This window comes from Anabaena sp. WA102 (genome assembly GCF_001277295.1).
GTDB classification, from domain to species: domain Bacteria; phylum Cyanobacteriota; class Cyanobacteriia; order Cyanobacteriales; family Nostocaceae; genus Dolichospermum; species Dolichospermum heterosporum.
The window spans coordinates 3,567,178-3,582,705 of record NZ_CP011456.1 but is presented as its reverse complement, the minus strand read 5'-3'; the positions used below and the strand labels follow the sequence as shown (position 1 = coordinate 3,582,705).

Sequence of the window (15,528 nt, the reverse complement as noted above, 5' to 3'; positions counted from 1 at the left end):
CTATTTTCAAGAAATGGGAGTAGGAGAAACTACCCCCAATATGTTAGAAATTCTTTTTAAGCTATCGCTTTTGACTCAATTACAAGTCTATACTCATGCTGTTGACCTTGAGTACGGCGTTTATTAAACTGATAACCTCTTTTCTTGAGGACGTGCATAGTTGCAGAAAATCGGTGGCTAATTTTTTCGACTAGTTCTTCTGTAGAATGCCAGCAAGAATCTGACATAACTTGAAGCATACGATCTGGAAGATTATCTTTCACAAAAAATTACCTCAATAAGTTTGCGCCGAAATAGCCATATCAGTGCTAACCTATGAGATACCACTCAACATAGGTAAACTGAAACAGCTTTGTTTCGGTTACCTCTAATATAGCAGCAAAAATTTGTCTGTAGTAAAGAAGTGAGTAAAAATCTGGTAAAAAAATTGTTCCATGAAACTTTTAGGATATATACTAAAGAAGCCTTGAGACTAGACCCTAATCCCTATAAGGGATTGAAACTGTAGTAAAGAAGTGATCAAGGCATTAACATAACTCATTAATCCCTATCAGGGCTTGTAAGCTAGAGCTAGACTCTAGCTTTTTTAATATCTTTTTTAAATACCTCATATTGTGTCCGTAACTCGTTGTTAAAATCTATAATGACACCGAAAATAAAAGTTGACAAGAGATATTCGTGTAAAAGTGTCCGTACAAAATGAGTAGAAAAGGTCAGTCTATTACCCTGTCGGTATCAGAACGGGACAAAGCCGAACTAGAAGCGATCGCTCTCGAATTCGGGATGATGTGGGGAGAAGATCCCAATATCTCCAAACTGATCAAAGCGATCGCTCAACATGAATTAATCATTGGCAAAAATCATGACTGGCAGGAATCACGTATCCGCGCATTATACCGTTGCATAGGTGCATTAACAGACATTGGACAAGTGGAACAAGGGCAGATTATCGCCAATTTGTTACTTGAACGCAGTGAATTGTCCATACCAATGCGAAAGGAAATTGAAGGGGTTTTAAACAATTCACTTCCATCTTGGCGGTTACAAGTTGACCACTATATTTTGCGTCAACAACCGTTTCAACTTTCCTATCAAGATGCAACAGAAAGAATATTAAATTATACAGTTCACTATGCTAAGATTACCCCCCATGAAAAACGTCTATATCTTGATTGCTGGTGTGAGGAAACATTAGATAACCATGACATAGAAGCACTACAGCATAACTGGTGTTTTCGTTTAGATAGAATTAACGAAGCAGCTATTACGGAAATTGCTGGTAAATGGCGATCGCAGTTAGATCAAATAGATGTAGAAATGCACCTACTAAACAACTTAGCTTTTGCCTATCAAACTAAACCAGAGGATTCAATAGTTGAATGGATACCAGAAAAATCAAAAGTGAAGCGAGTAATTAGACAAGTATCAAATACATTCTGGTTTATTCGGGAAATCATGCAATATTCCTCCGATTGTATTGTAGTTTCACCGGAGAATGTGCGATCGCGCATTAAAGGAAAACTCATCAATCTATGTCAAAATTATGACTTGACTGCATCACTCACCAGTTAATATCATTACAGGTAATAGCCAAGGATTGAGAAATACCTTACACCACAGCGAAAACGTAGATACGCAATCCAGTATTTAGTAGGGGCGGGATTTCCCCACCCTCAATTGGATTGCATCCGAACAATAACCGCTATAGGTAGTGTGTGGAGATTCCTATTCCTGTTACAATAATCTCTATTAGGGATTGAAACTGCTAGCAAAATCTGGCGTTGCTGATTAAGAGTATGATTTTGTTATGCCTACGGCACGCTGCGCGAACACGCAGAGGCGCTCCAGTCGTAGAGAGTAAGAGACTTCCAAATAAAAAAATGTCCCAAAACTGATGCAGAAATTCTCTCTCTGTGTACTCTGTGCCTCTGTGGTTCGTTTCTTAGGATAATTTATTTCTTGGAAGTCTCTAAGAGTTTGAAATCATTGATTTTTCAATTTCATACCCTAATTCAGCAACGCCCAAAATCTCTATTGGAGATTAAAAACGTAATGTTGAACATCACAAACGCCAAGTTGAGCTTTTCTGGCAATAATGCTCTTAGTGAAAACGAAGCGATGAGAGAAATTGCTTACAGCATGGACTTATTAATTCCTGGATTATACTTATGGCTACCAGGAATACTTATGCGTATTGGTGGTGATGTTCCTGATGATCAACCTTATAAATATCCAGGTAAGATTCACAGCAGAATAGGTATTGCTTTAGTATTGCCAGGGTACAAGATTTTTACATCTTACCAGGGAACTTATGACTCATTTGGAGAGGACTTGAGAAAAGGATTTCATTATTTGTCTGATTTAACCTCCAGATTTTAAAGCATCCACAGCTAAATTTAACTTTAAAACATTGACTCCAGGTTCTCCAAAAATACCAAGAAAACGCCCATCAATATTCTGATTAATTAAACTTTCCAGTTTTTGTTCTTGAACTCCCCTAGCTTTTGCCACTCTAGCAATTTGTGCCTTAGCACCTGCTAAACTAATATGAGGATCAAGACTAGAACCAGAAGTATAAACCAAATCAGCAGTAGGTTTTATACCTGCCGTCTGTAAACCCTGAAAACCATCATTTCCCTTAATCCGTTCTATTAATGCTATATTGCTGGGAGCTAAATTACTAGCGCCAGATATACCTGTCTTTAAAACTCCACTTTCATCCTTCCTTGGATCTGCTGTACTGTAATTAGTGGTACTGGGACGACCATTAAAATAGCGTTCAGAAGTGAAAGGTTGCCCAATTAAATCAGAACCAATAACTTGTTTTTGGCTATTAGTAATTAAACTACCATTAGCTTGATCAGGAAATACAATTTGACCAACAATAATCATGATCAATGGATAAATTAAGCCGCAAATTATCCAAGTGATTAAAGTAGCACGAATAGCCTGGTTAGCATCTCTAGTAAAACTCATTAAAATTTCTCCGGTTGAAACATTACAAAAAACAAATAAATAGACAGACTTAAAATTCCTACTCCTAATAGTCCTAAAGCCCAAGCTTGTGAACGAGAAAAATGTTCAGATGTAGCCGCATAAACCATTGGGGCAATAATTAAATTACTGCATATTCCTAAAAATAAATAAATCGGGAGTTGATGTTTGTGCATAATTTCTGATGTTGGGATATTTCTTTTCGTCGTTAGGCACTTGTTGATCCCCCCTAACCCCCCTTATTAAGGGGGGAACTAGAATCAAAGTCCCCCTTTTTAAGGGGGATTTAGGGGGATCTAAAAGTTCTTGATACATAACTAATAACTTTTCAAACCTCCTCTAGTTTAAAGGCAGAATGACATCAATTAATTTAATGGCAATAAAGGGCGCAATAATACCCCCAACACCATAAATAAAGATATTGCGTTTTAATAATTGATCTGCTGTGAGAGGTAGAAACTTTACACCCTTGAGTGCTACAGGAATCAGTGCCGGAATAATTAAAGCGTTATAAATTAGAGCCGAAACTATTGCTGATTGGGCGCTTTTTAAGCCCATAATATTTAAAGCACCAATCCCAGCAGCACCAAAAATAGTGGGAATGATAGCGAAATATTTAGCAATGTCATTAGCAATAGAAAATGTAGTTAATGCCCCACGAGTAATTAGTAACTGTTTACCAATAGTCACCAAATCAATTAATTTGGTAGGATCAGAATCTAAATCCACCATATTAGCAGCTTCCTTTGCCGCTTGTGTTCCCGAATTCATAGCTACACCCACATTTGCTTGAGCTAAAGCTGGTGCATCATTAGTCCCATCTCCCGTCATTGCCACTAATTTACCTTGAGATTGTTCAGCCCGAATGACACTAATTTTATCTTCTGGAGTAGCTTCAGCAATAAAATCATCAACTCCTGCTTCCCTAGCAATAACACTAGCTGTAATGCGATTATCACCAGTGAGCATAATAGTTTTCACCCCCATTCTTCGCAGTTGATCAAATCTTTCTTTAAGACCAGGTTTAACAATATCTTTGAGATAAATCACCCCATAAATTTGGTCATTTAAACAAACAGCTAAAGGTGTACCTCCCAATAAAGAAACCTGTTCATAAGCCGCATCTAATTCTGGAGGAGCTTGAGTACCACGAGAACGGACAAAACCTTTAATTGCATCTACCGCACCTTTTCTAATTTCACTACCATCAGCTAAATTAATCCCACTCATACGGGTTTTAGCTGAAAATTCTACACCTTCAGCATGATCAACATCAACATCTATAACTACCTGATATTTTTCTGCTAACTTCACAATTGATCTACCTTCCGGTGTTTCATCAAATAGACTTGCGATTCTGGCAATTCTGGCTACATCTTCAACAGAGTAATTATTCACAGGAATAAATTCATCAGCCATGCGATTGCCTAAAGTAATAGTTCCTGTTTTATCTAAAACTAAAGTATTAATATCACCACAAACTTCTACTGCTCTCCCAGAAGTAGCAATCACATTAAATTGAGCGACTCTATCCATGCCAGCTATACCAATAGCACTCAATAAACCACCAATAGTTGTAGGAATTAAAGCTACTAACAGAGAAATTAGAATGGCAATACTGGCACCATTGCGTAAATTATTCCCTGCATCTTCCCCAAATACCACACTAATAAAATTAGCGATATAACCAGTAAACGGAGGAAGAGTAGAAACCACAATTAAAAATACCTGGGTAAGAACTGCTAACAGCACAGTTAAAGCAATTTCATTAGGTGTTTTACTGCGTTCTGCACCTTCTACCAGAGAAATCATTCTATCAATAAAACCTTGACCGGGATCAGCAGTAATCCGAATTACCAACTCATCAGACAGCAAGCGTGTACCACCTGTAACCGAACTAGCAATATCCGTCCCCGGTTGTTTAAGTACAGGGGCAGATTCTCCCGTAATGGCTGACTCATCAACAGAACCCATACCTTGAGTAACTTCTCCATCAGCCGGAATCATATCACCTGCAATGACTTTCACTAAATCCCCCTTACGTAATTCCGTAGAGTTAGTAGTTTCAATCACCCCATTAGATAAAATTTTCCGAGCCATAGTATCAGAACGGGTAGCTCTGAGAGTATCAGCTTGGGCTTTACCCCTTCCTTCCGCCACAGATTCCGCAAAATTGGCAAACAAAACGGTGGAAAATAAAATCAGAGTAATTATCCCATTTAACAGTCGTTGTTGATTAATATCAGCCTTAACAGTGCCAAATAAATTAGGGTCAAGAGTGACTAAAAAAACCACTATTGTCCCCACCCAAACAATAAACATCACCGGGTTTTTGACAGAAATGCGGGGGTCAAGCTTGACGAATGACTCACGAATAGCTCTTTGATACAATCCCCGCATATTTGCTTTCGGTGTATGCTTACGGGAGTCACGAGTTCCATGAGGAAGACGAAGATTATTTGTCATATCTTTATTCTTTCTATCTTTGCGCCTTTGCGCCTTTGCGTGAGACTTTAACTTATAATCCTTTAGCGATCCAAAATGCTTCACCGATAGGACCAAAAGCCAAAACCGGAAAAAACGTCAATGCACCCAAGATCAAAATTATTCCAGCAGTGACACTGGTAAATAATCCCGTATCAGTGCGTAAAGTCCCTGTAGTCAAGGGTACACTTGGTTTACGAGACATATTATCTGCTAGTAACAATAAGCCGGTAATGGGGACAAAACGCCCTGCGAGAAGACTAAAACTGGCGCTGAGGTTCCACCATAAAGCGGTAATAGTGGGTTTTGCTCCCATAGCTATGGCTAAAGGTGATGGTTGGGAGTCTCCTAAACCTTCGAGTCCAGAACCGTTGTTAGCTGCGGCTGAGGTATATTCATACAGCACTTGAGCAAAACCATGAAAACCGGGATTACTGATTCCTGCTAGTTGGTCGGGAAAAGCTAGGGTGATTCCGGCTGGTATCATGATGGCGATGGGATGTACTAAAAGAATCAAAAAACTGGCCAGGACAACTTCGCGTTTTTCGATTTTTCTTCCTAAAAATTCCGGTGTTCTGCCTACCATTAAGCCTGTAGCAAAGACGGTTAATATGAGGTAAGTAAATAAATAAGCTGTTCCTGTTCCTTGTCCGCCCCAAATGATTTGGAGAAACATATTGGCAAAGGTAACAAAACCGCCGTTGGGCATAAATGAATCAATTAAACTATTAATTGCTCCACACATTGTGGCGGTTGTCGCAACTATAAATAAGGCTGATTGCGCCCAACCAAATCTGATTTCTTTTCCTTCTAAGTTGGGTTGTGTACTTCCTAAAATGGTATTGATGGCAGGGTTGCCGTTATATTCTCCTATGGCGGTAGTGATAATAAAGATGATGAAAATTATGCCTACCATGCTGTAAACTAACCAGGCTTGTTTGCTGTTGTTGGCAAATATTCCATAGGTGTAAATTAGGGATGTGGGAATTAACAACATGGCGATGATTTCTATGAGGTTAGAAAATCCGTTGGGGTTTTCATAAGGATGGGCAGAATTGATAGTAAAAAATCCGCCGCCGTTTTCTCCTAGTTGTTTGATAATTTCCAAATGGGCAACTGGTCCGCGAGCGATCGCCTGACTAATGCTAGAATTTTCTAAGGTGGGAAATACTGCCGGTCCTGCTAATGTTTCTGGTACTCCCGCTATCATTAGGAATATTGCGCCTACTATACTCATGGGTAACAATATTCGCGTAATCGAACGAATTAAATCTACATAAAAATTGCCTAATGGTCTGCCTGTTAATCCTCTAATAAATGCTATACTCACTGTTAGTCCTGTGGCAGCGGAAGTAAACATTAAATAGCCAATTCCCCAAATTTGACTACCATAGCTGAGATAAGTTTCTCCTGAATAATGTTGTTGATCTGTGTTGGTGAGAAAGGATATGGTTGTATGTAAAGCTGTATCCCATGTCATCCCACCAATTTGCGTGGGGTTGAGAGGTAGCCATGCTTGATTTATGAGGATGAAGAATATTAAACATCCCATGACTAAGTTGCTGTAAAATATGGCTGCTGCATATTGCCAAGCGGTCATATCTGGTTTACTATGAACACCGATGAGCAGGTAAATGAATCTCTCAAGTTTGTCAAATATGGGGTCGAGAATTGTCCTCTGTTCTTGGTAAATACGCGCCATATATTTTCCCAAGATAGGTGTGATGCCTACTACTATGAGTAGAGTTAATGCTATTTGTATCCATCCTTGAATCATAATTTTAGACTAAGAATATAGGCTGATTAGATATCTCCACAAATTAAAGATGCTTGACTTGAAACCCTTGCGGAGACGTTCCATGTAACGTCTCTATCATCTTTTTTGGATATGTCTATTGAATAACCAATTTCTATAATTCATTAATTTCTGATTAAAAACAAGATTCGCAAGGTATATTTTATGTTTAGCTTAATGGATTTACCTAGCAGCGAGGAGATTCATATTTATACAGGGACTATGATAAGGAGAATTGGAAAAATGATAACTGGTTTAACAATCCCTAGCCCTTATTACCTCAGTTTAATTACAGAATTTGCACCTCGTCCTATTACAAATGATCTTGAATTAAGTATAACTCAAGAAAGAATTAATACAATATTAGATCAAAAAAATCTTAGCCAAGATGATCGAGATTATATAAATGTATTAGGAATGTTAGTTTATGACTATGAAGAGAAAAATGAACAATTCCCTAAATTAACTGATGGAGAATTATTACAAACATTAATGGAAGACTATAATTTGGAAATACGAGATTTTTTAGGGATTTTTGAGCAAGAACAAACAATATTAGACATATTAGACGGCAAACGTCAACTCAATTCTCAAGAAACCTTCAAATTGCGATAGCGTAAGCGCTGACTTGTCAGTTCGCTGATATTGTAACACTCCTAAATAAAGTAGAAATATTGCGAACTGCTTGCAGCAGTGCTTCGCTATCGCTTACCCATGAGATCGCAGTTAATCCCAGTTAAGGAAGCACAAGAAAATGGATATTGAGCGATGGTATGTTCGCTGGCTTGTGACAACGAGCTAATTTAAAAAACTTTCATATTCATCATGATTACCGATCCAAATCCAATAATAATCGTCACCCTTTTTCAAGGCTAACGCTCGATATCCACCACTAACACGAGCAGACCAAAGATTTATACCGACTTTTTTGAAGTGCAAAGAGGGATGAAGTGAGTTTTCCTGCCAAAGCTGATAAGCCTTCCGCGCTTGCTCTTGCATCTCAGGTGACAAATTAGCATACGCTTTCCAAAACTCAGTCGTCGCCAAGGATTTCATCAAGATCCCTCACGTTGTTGGCTGCAATATCTTTTTCTGCCTGAGCAATGAGGCGATCTAATTTCCCTGATGCTAAATCTGCCTCAATTTGCTGATCCCACATCTCATCAAGATATTCTTGAAGCCATTTTGCCAGATCACGAACTTCACTTTCTGGCAATTGCTTGATTACTGATTCAACTTCTAGCCGAGTAGTCATACAAGATTTTACATTTAAAGAGTTTTTCTTTTCTATATTATCACCAACTTTGACATTGAAACGCCACTACATGGTAGCTATTTGACCAATCGCTTTTCTTAAAGATGAAAAAGTAATAAGGTACGTTACATTTCATTAACGCACCCTACAAGATTGGCGATTCCTGCGGAGCGCTTCGCTATCGCGTTAACCCAATATTAGCGAACTGACAAGTCAGCGCTTCGCTATCGCAGTTAATCACAGTTAAGGAAGCACAAGACAATGGAATTTGAGCAATTCCTAGGTCGCGCTTCAGTATCGCACTATCCTAATATTTTTTTAACCTCATTGAGCTGTGCAGTCTAAAAGATGTTCTTGGGGTGAGTAGTTGTTATTCCTTTTTTTATTTTATCACTTGATAATCAAGACAGTAGCTACAAGATCAGCAATCGCACTACAAGATCGATCGCTTACCCATGAGATCGCAATTAATCCAGTTAATGAAGCACAAGACTATGGAAATTGAGCGATTCCTAGGTCGCGCAACGCTTACGCACTAACCCAATATTAGCGAACTGACAAGTCAGCGCTTACGCTATCGCACTATCACAGTTAAAGAAGCACAAGACTATGGAAATTGAGCGATTCCTAGGTCGCGCAACGCTTACGCATTAACTCAATATTAGCGAACTGACAAGTCAGCGCTTACGCTATCGCAGTTAATCACAGTTAACGAAGCGCAAGAAAATGGCAATTGAGCGATCGCTTACCCATGAGATCGCACTAACCCAATATTAACGAACTGACAAGTCAGCGCTTACGCTATCGCATTAATCGCAGTTAAAGAAACACAAGATAATGTATTTTGAGCGATTCCTAGGTCGCGCAACGCTTACGCACTAACCCAATATTAGCGAACTGACAAGTCAGCGCTTACGCTATCGCATTAATCGCAATTAAGGAAGCACATAAAGAACTCCGCAGGAATCGCTTTTCTCAAAGATGTTTAACGGACTCGTTAGACTTTACCTCACAGATGACTTATGATCAATGTATTATTGCCTGTATGGAAGTTTAAACTATTTGACATACTCACCGACCTGAAGGTGCGGTGATTCTTGACACTTCAATGAAACACGCCACAAGTGGTCTTATCGTCCCTCCATGTCCGTTTAAAGTCTCCCAATGCCCTATGGCGACTATGACCAAATTTTAACATAAAGCCGTCCTAGAAGGACGGGGCTTGTGTCCCGTCTTTTCGGTCAACAATCTGAGTCAGTCAGACAAATTATCACTCTTCAAACTCCTAGCCACACAAATCCCAGACGCTGAACTACGAGTTATCTTTTCTGCATCAGAGTACCCGATTTGGTCGCCATATCACGCAACGGAAGCTGCAAACATTCTAATGCAGATGATTCAGGATAACAAAGAGACATCAACTCATGGATCGCACTAACTCGATATTAGCGAACTGACAAGTCAGCGCTTGCGCGATCGCATTTAAGGGCAGTTTATCCAAGACTAAAATAAGATCAACATTTTTTAGGAGGTGCTGTTTCTGTATAATTTACCGGATGATTTAGCCATTATTGAAATTCATCAAGCAATTGGTAATCTTGTCATTCGATTTCCATTACTTCATTGCCAAGAATGTGCCAAAACACTCAAACAGTGGCTAAAACAACGTAAAATTCCTGGTAAAGTTTGGCGACTTTCGACGATATACGATAATGAAGACTTTATTTTGAGCAATCGCTTAGAAAAACAAGGTTGCTTTGAAACTATTACGGAAAATGGCGTTCATTACGGTGTTGAAGTTTTTGGCAAAATTTTCGACAACCTTTCCCGACAAGGACTATACCCAGATGACTGGATTCAAGATTTTACCTCTCTATCTAATGAGTTTAAAATAGAAGTAATAGAAGAATTTTGAAAATTTTTAATGGAGTTAAACTCAATGAGTACATTATTTAACTTACTCGAAAAAATTAAAACCAAACCAGGCTTATATTTGGGAACAGCATCTATCAGTAATTTACGGATGTTTATTTTGGGATATCGCTTTTCTCGCTCTGAATTAGGTATTACTAATACTGAAACTGAAAGTGATTTTCATAAAAACTTTCAACCTTGGCTACAAAACCGCTTATCTATCCATACCGTTAACGCTTGGGATAAAATTATTTTACTCACCTGTATTGATGAAAAAGCTGCATTTGATTACTTTTTTCAATTACTAGATGAATTTATTCAAAGAGACCAAAGCCAAGATATTGAACCAATCCTGGCTGAACCATCCTCTAAAAATTCTCAAGAAGCTGCTTGAATAATAACAGTGAATCTTAGTGTGCTGGTTGTTTCTGTTGCAGTTAATCCCAGTTAAGGAAGTACAAGATAATGGATTTTGAGCGATCGCTTCCCTCGCCATAGGCATCGCATTACATCATAAAAATTCATGAAAGAGGTTATCGAACGGTTCTGTATTTTTCCAGCGATAGGTGTTAAAATCTCGATAATCAACCGATAAAATTTGGCCATGACCTAATTCTTCTGCCAGAATAACGAGAGAGGCATCGGCTAAATCCATCGGTAAATCTTTATATTTTTCCATTAGTTCTTCAATACGCTGGCAATGATGTTGTTTGAGATCAAAGATTTGTAGTTTTCCTATAGAAATTTTATTAATAAAGATTTTTGGAGCATCTACTCCTACTCTTTTTTGTAATAGATAGCAAGTTTCCGTGACGACACACCAGGTTGTAATAAATTGCTGATTAGCTAAATCTTGAAATCGTTTTTTGGCGGCTATATGAACTGTATCTTTTTTATTGGCAAGAGCTAACCAAAAGCCTGTATCAACTATGATCATATTTTTGATTAAGTTCACGGTCTAAGTAGTTTTTATAGTTTTTAGAGAGGTCTGTTTCAGCTTCTATGCAACCGATAAAGTCTGACCAGTCTTGCCAGGAATTTTCTGAGGATTCCTGTTGATTCTGAAGGTAGCGTTTTTTCAGGACTTCTACGAGGACGATTATGATTTGTTGTGCATCGGGAGGAAGAGACGCAATATCTTGTTGAATTGTATCTAAGTTCATAATCTAATTTTGCTGTTTCTCTGATTATAGTTTAGCAAAAAACGATTCCTGCGGAGCGCAACGCTTACGCACTAACCCAATATTAGCGTTACGCTATCGCAATTAATAAATAGTAGTTAACGAAGCACAAGACAATGGATTTTGAGCGATAGCGAACTCCGTAGGAATCGCTTTTCTCAAAGATGTTAAACAGTGAAATTAGACGGTTTATATTTATAACTTAGTTCCAGAGCATTGCAAAAGCTATTTAGTTGATTAAGCAAAGCATTATAGTAAATGTAAGCATCCTCTTGTTTATCTTGGAGATTAGCATATAAAGTTAACTCTGGTTCTGGTGCTAGGCGATCTTTAGGGATATCTAAACCGGCTTCAGATAACCGTGTTGAGGCAATTGCAATTAATAATGCTCCTATTGTATTGGACTCACCATTGTGAAGATCATTAAGTCCAGGTAATATTGTTTCTGCACCAGGTAATTCATTAAGATTCATGATTGATTTTCCTCCAGGTTATTTTCACAAAGTTCAATAAATTTTTCAATTCTACTTCTAAGGATATCAGGGTTTAGAGAGGGAAATCTGATTATTTCCGGTGTAATTGCTTCAAAACTATTCCGTAAATCATTCAAAGAGAATAATTTCTGTTTGTACATGGCTTCAATATCTTTAATATCACGGTCAAATCCCCTGGATAGTTTAGCAAGAGCTTGGGCAGTAAAATCATAGTGATAAAACGAAATTTGACCTTGTTTGCCAATGAATACGCTTCTATCACGCCATCCTGGAAGAGGTGGTAAGAAGTCCTGGGGAGATGCTAATTCGATATTAATGTTTAATTCTTGTTTGAGTTTGGCGATCGCCTGAAAAATGCCTGGTGGTTCAGGATCTAGACGAAGATCAACATCAACTGTGGAGTTACGCCATCCAATTAGTAGCGCACTAGCTCCTCCTGTAAAGTAGATACAGCCTGAACCCTGGGCTTCTCTACCTAAGAGTTGCATCAGACGTTCTAACTTTTGAGTGTCAATGTTTGCACGCATATTTTTATTGATTTATTTGTTTGGATATTGAGCGATCGCAGTTAAGGAAGCACAAAAAAATGGATTTTAAGCGATCGCATTAACTCAATATTAGCGATCGCACTTAATCACAGTTAAGGAAGCGCAAGACAATAGATTTTGAGCGATCGCTTACCCATGAGATCGCAGTTAATCACAGTTAAAGAATCACAAAACAATGGATTTTGAGCGATCGCATTAACTCAATATTAGCGATCGCAGTTAATCACAGTTAAAGAAACACAAGATTATAGATTTTAATCGATCGCACTAACCCAATATTAGCGATCGCTTACCCATAAGATCGCAGTTAATCACAGTTAAGAAAGCACAATACAATGGATTTTGAGCGATCACAAAGCACGACCTAGTAATCGCTTTTCTCAAAGATGCTTAACGGTGAAATTATTGAGATTCCATTAACGCACCCTCAGTTTTAGTTTGGACATTTTTTTAATCTGGACTTGAGAGGGGGGATAATAAATGGGTAGATACCCTAACACAAGTTGAAATATTGGTGTAGACAGAGTGATGAAACATACATTTTCCCTGCGGTACAGTCATGTCAGTACATATTTCTCTATCGCCAAACAAAGTTACGAAAACGCACAGAGGTATAGTGGACAGATATCAAAGCTACCTGATCCACCTGATGAAGACGTTATCTTCATGGCACACCAATTAGGGAAGGAAGAATATAACGAGGTTATAATCTACGTTATTTTTATTGCTCTGACAGCAGAAGCCTTGATCAATAAGTATTTATTTCTGCAACGACAGGCGGGAAAGATATCGAAAAGGTTATTCGACCACATTGACAAGAAAATGAGTACAGAAGAGAAGTGGGGACTCGCAACACAGTATTTCAGTTCTTCTAAGGCTCAGGAGCTATTAGACTATGGACGTGAACCGATGCAAAATCTTATAAGCCTGTTTAAGCTGAGGAATCAGCTTGTTCATGCTAAACAAAGAAAGTTAGACATAGTAACCCATAATTCTGATGGGAACCTTATTCGGCAAGATTCAAGCGAAAAACCTAGCCCATATAATTTGGCGTTTGAAAATACAAAGCATTATCTTGAGACAGTTCAACACTTAATGAGAGTGCTACAGGAGTTAGACTCTGAGAGTATCTCAGACTGGCTTAATAACGATGATTGGGTTGAACCTATAGTTATCAAAGAAGAATGAAAAGTTAGCCTTCTAAGAAACTTGAATGAATCTAGATTTAAAAAACCGACTGTCAACTATTTATTGTCTAGGTAATAGCAAGAAAAATTCTGGATATCGTCAATATCCAGGTATTATGAGGAATCTTTCGGGCTATTCATCTGAGTTTGTCCGCAACCACAGTAGTTTGAGCTTATTTCTCGCTGATATCCAGAATTTCCCTAAATCTCTCACCTGCCAACCTTAACCTTTCATTCTCCATCCTCAACGCCAATATTTCATTCTTCTGCAACTCAATTAACAACCTTTGACTAATTACCTCACCAAAGGCTTTTTTCCGATTTTCAATTCCAAACCATCTTTGATAGGTTTTTGTATGTTCATCAACAGTATGACCTAAATTATCTGCTGCGGCTTTAATTGGTATTCCCTGAAGATGCGCTCGAATTGCACAACCATGACGTAAATCATAAGGTTGAAACTCAATTCCCACCTTTCTAAACCATCTGGATATATCTCTCCGCATCCAATTAATATTTTGTACAGAGGCAATTTTTGCCACCTTTTGTTCTAAAATCTTTAATGGTTTGGGATTATGTAAATCAAATAATTCTATCCATTCAGGAACAAAAGGGATAACTTCTCGATATCCAGTTTTGGTATTTTTATTCACTTTCCAAGTATGGTCTATATTTTGGGGAGACATCCACCAATTAATATCTGGTTGGACAAATAATTCTCTTGGTCTTAATCCATAAGTCGCCAACATTCCATATACCCAACGCCACATTTCCCAGGTGTCTATTTCATCACTAATATTTGTATTTTTGCGGTTGAGGGCAAATTTTTCAAAGAGGTAAAAAGCAGATATTATTTTTTCATCATCAGGTATTTCTCGATAAGCAGGAGTAACATGATCTCGTTTGACATCAAGTTGAAATCCTAAATTAAAGGTTTTAATCAAAACCGAACTTACCGCAATCAGTTCATTTTTTTTATTTCCCTGAAATGAATTAATAACTTCCTCAAAATTTTCTTTTGTGGCTAAATGGGAGAGAGTCAAGTTTCTTTTAATTACAGATATATAGTTAGCAAAAGTATTTTGACTGGTGATAGTTTTTTGACGAGTTTGATAATATTTTTCATCAAATGTATCTAATAATTCCCCAATAGTTTTTATCTCTTGCTTCTCTCTCGATTTAATTCCTAAATACTTCTCATTCCACTCGAAAGTATGACGAGCAATTAATTTACCCAATTCATAACTTTCTTCAATGGCAGTTTTTAATCCCTCTAAATTTGCGGGTATTCCTAGAGATAAATCATACTGCTTTTTTGTTTTACCTAAACTGTAATCTCCTGGTTTTAACGGTAGGGTAGCTCGTAATTGGAGAGAATTGCCAGTTTGTTTAATACTAACTCTTATTCTCTCTCTTTTTAAATTAGTATTAGCTTCGATTAACTTCTGTTCAAAAACTGCTTGATACTGTAATTCCGTTGCTTTTATTTTCGCCATTGTTCCTCTATAGCTGCCGTCTGTGGTGTTCTGCGGCTCAAAGTCTGCAAACATATCTGCGAACCAGTCCCTTGAGTCTGCATTTGCATATTCCTGTGTAGATGTGGAATATATCTCCTCGCAATTACCCTGATTTTGTGCGCTCATTCCCTAAATATTCCCTTATTTATAAACTGAAAT

The 15,528-nt window shown here is 37.9% G+C and carries 18 protein-coding genes; 6 read left to right on the top strand and 12 right to left on the bottom strand.

Going from position 1 to position 15,528, the window contains the following annotated elements:
- Positions 1–56 precede the first annotated feature (56 nt).
- Positions 57–227 (bottom strand): hypothetical protein, encoded by a 171-nt coding sequence (locus tag AA650_RS15555; RefSeq protein WP_234413199.1) that lies wholly within the window; start codon positions 225–227, stop codon positions 57–59.
- Between the two features lie 472 nt (positions 228–699).
- Here AA650_RS15555 and AA650_RS15550 point away from each other — a divergent pair, with 472 nt between their 5' ends.
- Both AA650_RS15550 and AA650_RS15545 read left to right on the top strand, forming a co-directional pair.
- Complete coding sequence (locus AA650_RS15550; RefSeq protein ID WP_053539689.1) at positions 700–1,572, top strand: helix-turn-helix transcriptional regulator; 873 nt, start codon at positions 700–702, stop codon at positions 1,570–1,572.
- Between the two features lie 480 nt (positions 1,573–2,052).
- Positions 2,053–2,379, top strand: a complete 327-nt coding sequence (locus AA650_RS15545) for a hypothetical protein (RefSeq protein WP_052150108.1) — start codon at positions 2,053–2,055, stop codon at positions 2,377–2,379.
- Here AA650_RS15545 and kdpC read toward each other — a convergent pair.
- The 4 genes from kdpC to kdpA form a co-directional block, all read right to left on the bottom strand.
- Positions 2,362–2,976 carry a K(+)-transporting ATPase subunit C gene (gene kdpC / locus AA650_RS15540; protein ID WP_053539688.1) on the bottom strand — a complete coding sequence of 205 codons (615 nt, stop codon included), beginning with the start codon at positions 2,974–2,976 and terminating at the stop codon, positions 2,362–2,364. The two genes, AA650_RS15545 and kdpC, sit on opposite strands and share 18 nt — an antisense overlap.
- Positions 2,976–3,170: a potassium-transporting ATPase subunit F gene (locus AA650_RS15535; protein ID WP_039205087.1), complete on the bottom strand. Its 195-nt coding sequence runs from the start codon at positions 3,168–3,170 to the stop codon at positions 2,976–2,978. Before AA650_RS15535 ends, kdpC begins: the two co-directional genes overlap by 1 nt.
- Positions 3,171–3,333: 163 nt before the next feature.
- Positions 3,334–5,460: a potassium-transporting ATPase subunit KdpB gene (kdpB, locus tag AA650_RS15530; protein ID WP_053539687.1), complete on the bottom strand. Its 2,127-nt coding sequence runs from the start codon at positions 5,458–5,460 to the stop codon at positions 3,334–3,336.
- Between the two features lie 52 nt (positions 5,461–5,512).
- The gene (gene kdpA, locus AA650_RS15525; protein WP_053539686.1) at positions 5,513–7,255 is read right to left on the bottom strand and encodes a potassium-transporting ATPase subunit KdpA; all 1,743 of its coding nucleotides are present in this window, start codon (positions 7,253–7,255) and stop codon (positions 5,513–5,515) included.
- A 261-nt stretch (positions 7,256–7,516) separates the two neighbouring features.
- Here kdpA and AA650_RS15520 point away from each other — a divergent pair, with 261 nt between their 5' ends.
- Positions 7,517–7,888 carry a helix-turn-helix domain-containing protein gene (locus tag AA650_RS15520; protein WP_053539685.1) on the top strand — a complete coding sequence of 124 codons (372 nt, stop codon included), beginning with the start codon at positions 7,517–7,519 and terminating at the stop codon, positions 7,886–7,888.
- A 183-nt stretch (positions 7,889–8,071) separates the two neighbouring features.
- Here the strand turns inward: AA650_RS15520 and AA650_RS15515 are convergent, their stop codons facing one another.
- Entirely contained in the window at positions 8,072–8,329 is a 258-nt protein-coding gene (locus AA650_RS15515) for a ParE family toxin-like protein (protein WP_053539684.1), read from the bottom strand.
- Positions 8,307–8,528, bottom strand: a complete 222-nt coding sequence (locus AA650_RS15510) for a hypothetical protein (protein ID WP_053539683.1) — start codon at positions 8,526–8,528, stop codon at positions 8,307–8,309. The genes AA650_RS15515 and AA650_RS15510 overlap by 23 nt, the downstream gene beginning before the upstream one ends.
- 1,531 nt (positions 8,529–10,059) lie before the next feature.
- On the opposite strand from AA650_RS15510, the gene AA650_RS15505 reads away from it, so the two are divergent.
- Positions 10,060–10,443, top strand: a complete 384-nt coding sequence (locus AA650_RS15505; RefSeq protein ID WP_053539682.1) for a papain fold toxin domain-containing protein — start codon at positions 10,060–10,062, stop codon at positions 10,441–10,443.
- Between the two features lie 24 nt (positions 10,444–10,467).
- Positions 10,468–10,836, top strand: coding sequence for a hypothetical protein (locus AA650_RS15500; RefSeq protein ID WP_053539681.1), 369 nt, complete (start codon positions 10,468–10,470; stop codon positions 10,834–10,836).
- A gap of 117 nt (positions 10,837–10,953) precedes the next feature.
- Here AA650_RS15500 and AA650_RS15495 read toward each other — a convergent pair whose 3' ends face one another.
- The 4 genes from AA650_RS15495 to AA650_RS15480 form a co-directional block, all read right to left on the bottom strand.
- The gene (locus AA650_RS15495; protein WP_053539680.1) at positions 10,954–11,379 is read right to left on the bottom strand and encodes a type II toxin-antitoxin system VapC family toxin; all 426 of its coding nucleotides are present in this window, start codon (positions 11,377–11,379) and stop codon (positions 10,954–10,956) included.
- Complete coding sequence (locus tag AA650_RS15490; protein WP_053539679.1) at positions 11,366–11,605, bottom strand: hypothetical protein; 240 nt, start codon at positions 11,603–11,605, stop codon at positions 11,366–11,368. The genes AA650_RS15495 and AA650_RS15490 overlap by 14 nt, the downstream gene beginning before the upstream one ends.
- A gap of 185 nt (positions 11,606–11,790) precedes the next feature.
- The gene (locus tag AA650_RS15485; protein WP_053539678.1) at positions 11,791–12,096 is read right to left on the bottom strand and encodes a hypothetical protein; all 306 of its coding nucleotides are present in this window, start codon (positions 12,094–12,096) and stop codon (positions 11,791–11,793) included.
- Positions 12,093–12,644: a DUF6036 family nucleotidyltransferase gene (locus AA650_RS15480; protein WP_053539677.1), complete on the bottom strand. Its 552-nt coding sequence runs from the start codon at positions 12,642–12,644 to the stop codon at positions 12,093–12,095. The genes AA650_RS15485 and AA650_RS15480 overlap by 4 nt, the downstream gene beginning before the upstream one ends.
- Before the next feature lie 549 nt (positions 12,645–13,193).
- Here AA650_RS15480 and AA650_RS15475 point away from each other — a divergent pair.
- Positions 13,194–13,853 carry a hypothetical protein gene (locus tag AA650_RS15475; RefSeq protein WP_053539676.1) on the top strand — a complete coding sequence of 220 codons (660 nt, stop codon included), beginning with the start codon at positions 13,194–13,196 and terminating at the stop codon, positions 13,851–13,853.
- A 172-nt stretch (positions 13,854–14,025) separates the two neighbouring features.
- Here AA650_RS15475 and AA650_RS15470 read toward each other — a convergent pair whose 3' ends face one another.
- Entirely contained in the window at positions 14,026–15,495 is a 1,470-nt protein-coding gene (locus AA650_RS15470) for a site-specific integrase (RefSeq protein ID WP_053539675.1), read from the bottom strand.
- Between the last annotated feature and the right edge of the window lie 33 nt (positions 15,496–15,528).

Coding starts and splice junctions, on each gene's coding strand:
- AA650_RS15555 (WP_234413199.1), bottom strand. CDS start 227: ATGTCAGATTCTTGCTGGCATTCTACAGAAGAACTAGTCGAAAAAATT.
- AA650_RS15550 (WP_053539689.1), top strand. CDS start 700: ATGAGTAGAAAAGGTCAGTCTATTACCCTGTCGGTATCAGAACGGGAC.
- AA650_RS15545 (WP_052150108.1), top strand. CDS start 2,053: ATGTTGAACATCACAAACGCCAAGTTGAGCTTTTCTGGCAATAATGCT.
- kdpC (WP_053539688.1), bottom strand. CDS start 2,976: ATGAGTTTTACTAGAGATGCTAACCAGGCTATTCGTGCTACTTTAATC.
- AA650_RS15535 (WP_039205087.1), bottom strand. CDS start 3,170: ATGCACAAACATCAACTCCCGATTTATTTATTTTTAGGAATATGCAGT.
- kdpB (WP_053539687.1), bottom strand. CDS start 5,460: ATGACAAATAATCTTCGTCTTCCTCATGGAACTCGTGACTCCCGTAAG.
- kdpA (WP_053539686.1), bottom strand. CDS start 7,255: ATGATTCAAGGATGGATACAAATAGCATTAACTCTACTCATAGTAGTA.
- AA650_RS15520 (WP_053539685.1), top strand. CDS start 7,517: ATGATAACTGGTTTAACAATCCCTAGCCCTTATTACCTCAGTTTAATT.
- AA650_RS15515 (WP_053539684.1), bottom strand. CDS start 8,329: ATGAAATCCTTGGCGACGACTGAGTTTTGGAAAGCGTATGCTAATTTG.
- AA650_RS15510 (WP_053539683.1), bottom strand. CDS start 8,528: ATGACTACTCGGCTAGAAGTTGAATCAGTAATCAAGCAATTGCCAGAA.
- AA650_RS15500 (WP_053539681.1), top strand. CDS start 10,468: ATGAGTACATTATTTAACTTACTCGAAAAAATTAAAACCAAACCAGGC.
- AA650_RS15495 (WP_053539680.1), bottom strand. CDS start 11,379: ATGATCATAGTTGATACAGGCTTTTGGTTAGCTCTTGCCAATAAAAAA.
- AA650_RS15490 (WP_053539679.1), bottom strand. CDS start 11,605: ATGAACTTAGATACAATTCAACAAGATATTGCGTCTCTTCCTCCCGAT.
- AA650_RS15485 (WP_053539678.1), bottom strand. CDS start 12,096: ATGAATCTTAATGAATTACCTGGTGCAGAAACAATATTACCTGGACTT.
- AA650_RS15480 (WP_053539677.1), bottom strand. CDS start 12,644: ATGCGTGCAAACATTGACACTCAAAAGTTAGAACGTCTGATGCAACTC.
- AA650_RS15475 (WP_053539676.1), top strand. CDS start 13,194: ATGAAACATACATTTTCCCTGCGGTACAGTCATGTCAGTACATATTTC.
- AA650_RS15470 (WP_053539675.1), bottom strand. CDS start 15,495: ATGAGCGCACAAAATCAGGGTAATTGCGAGGAGATATATTCCACATCT.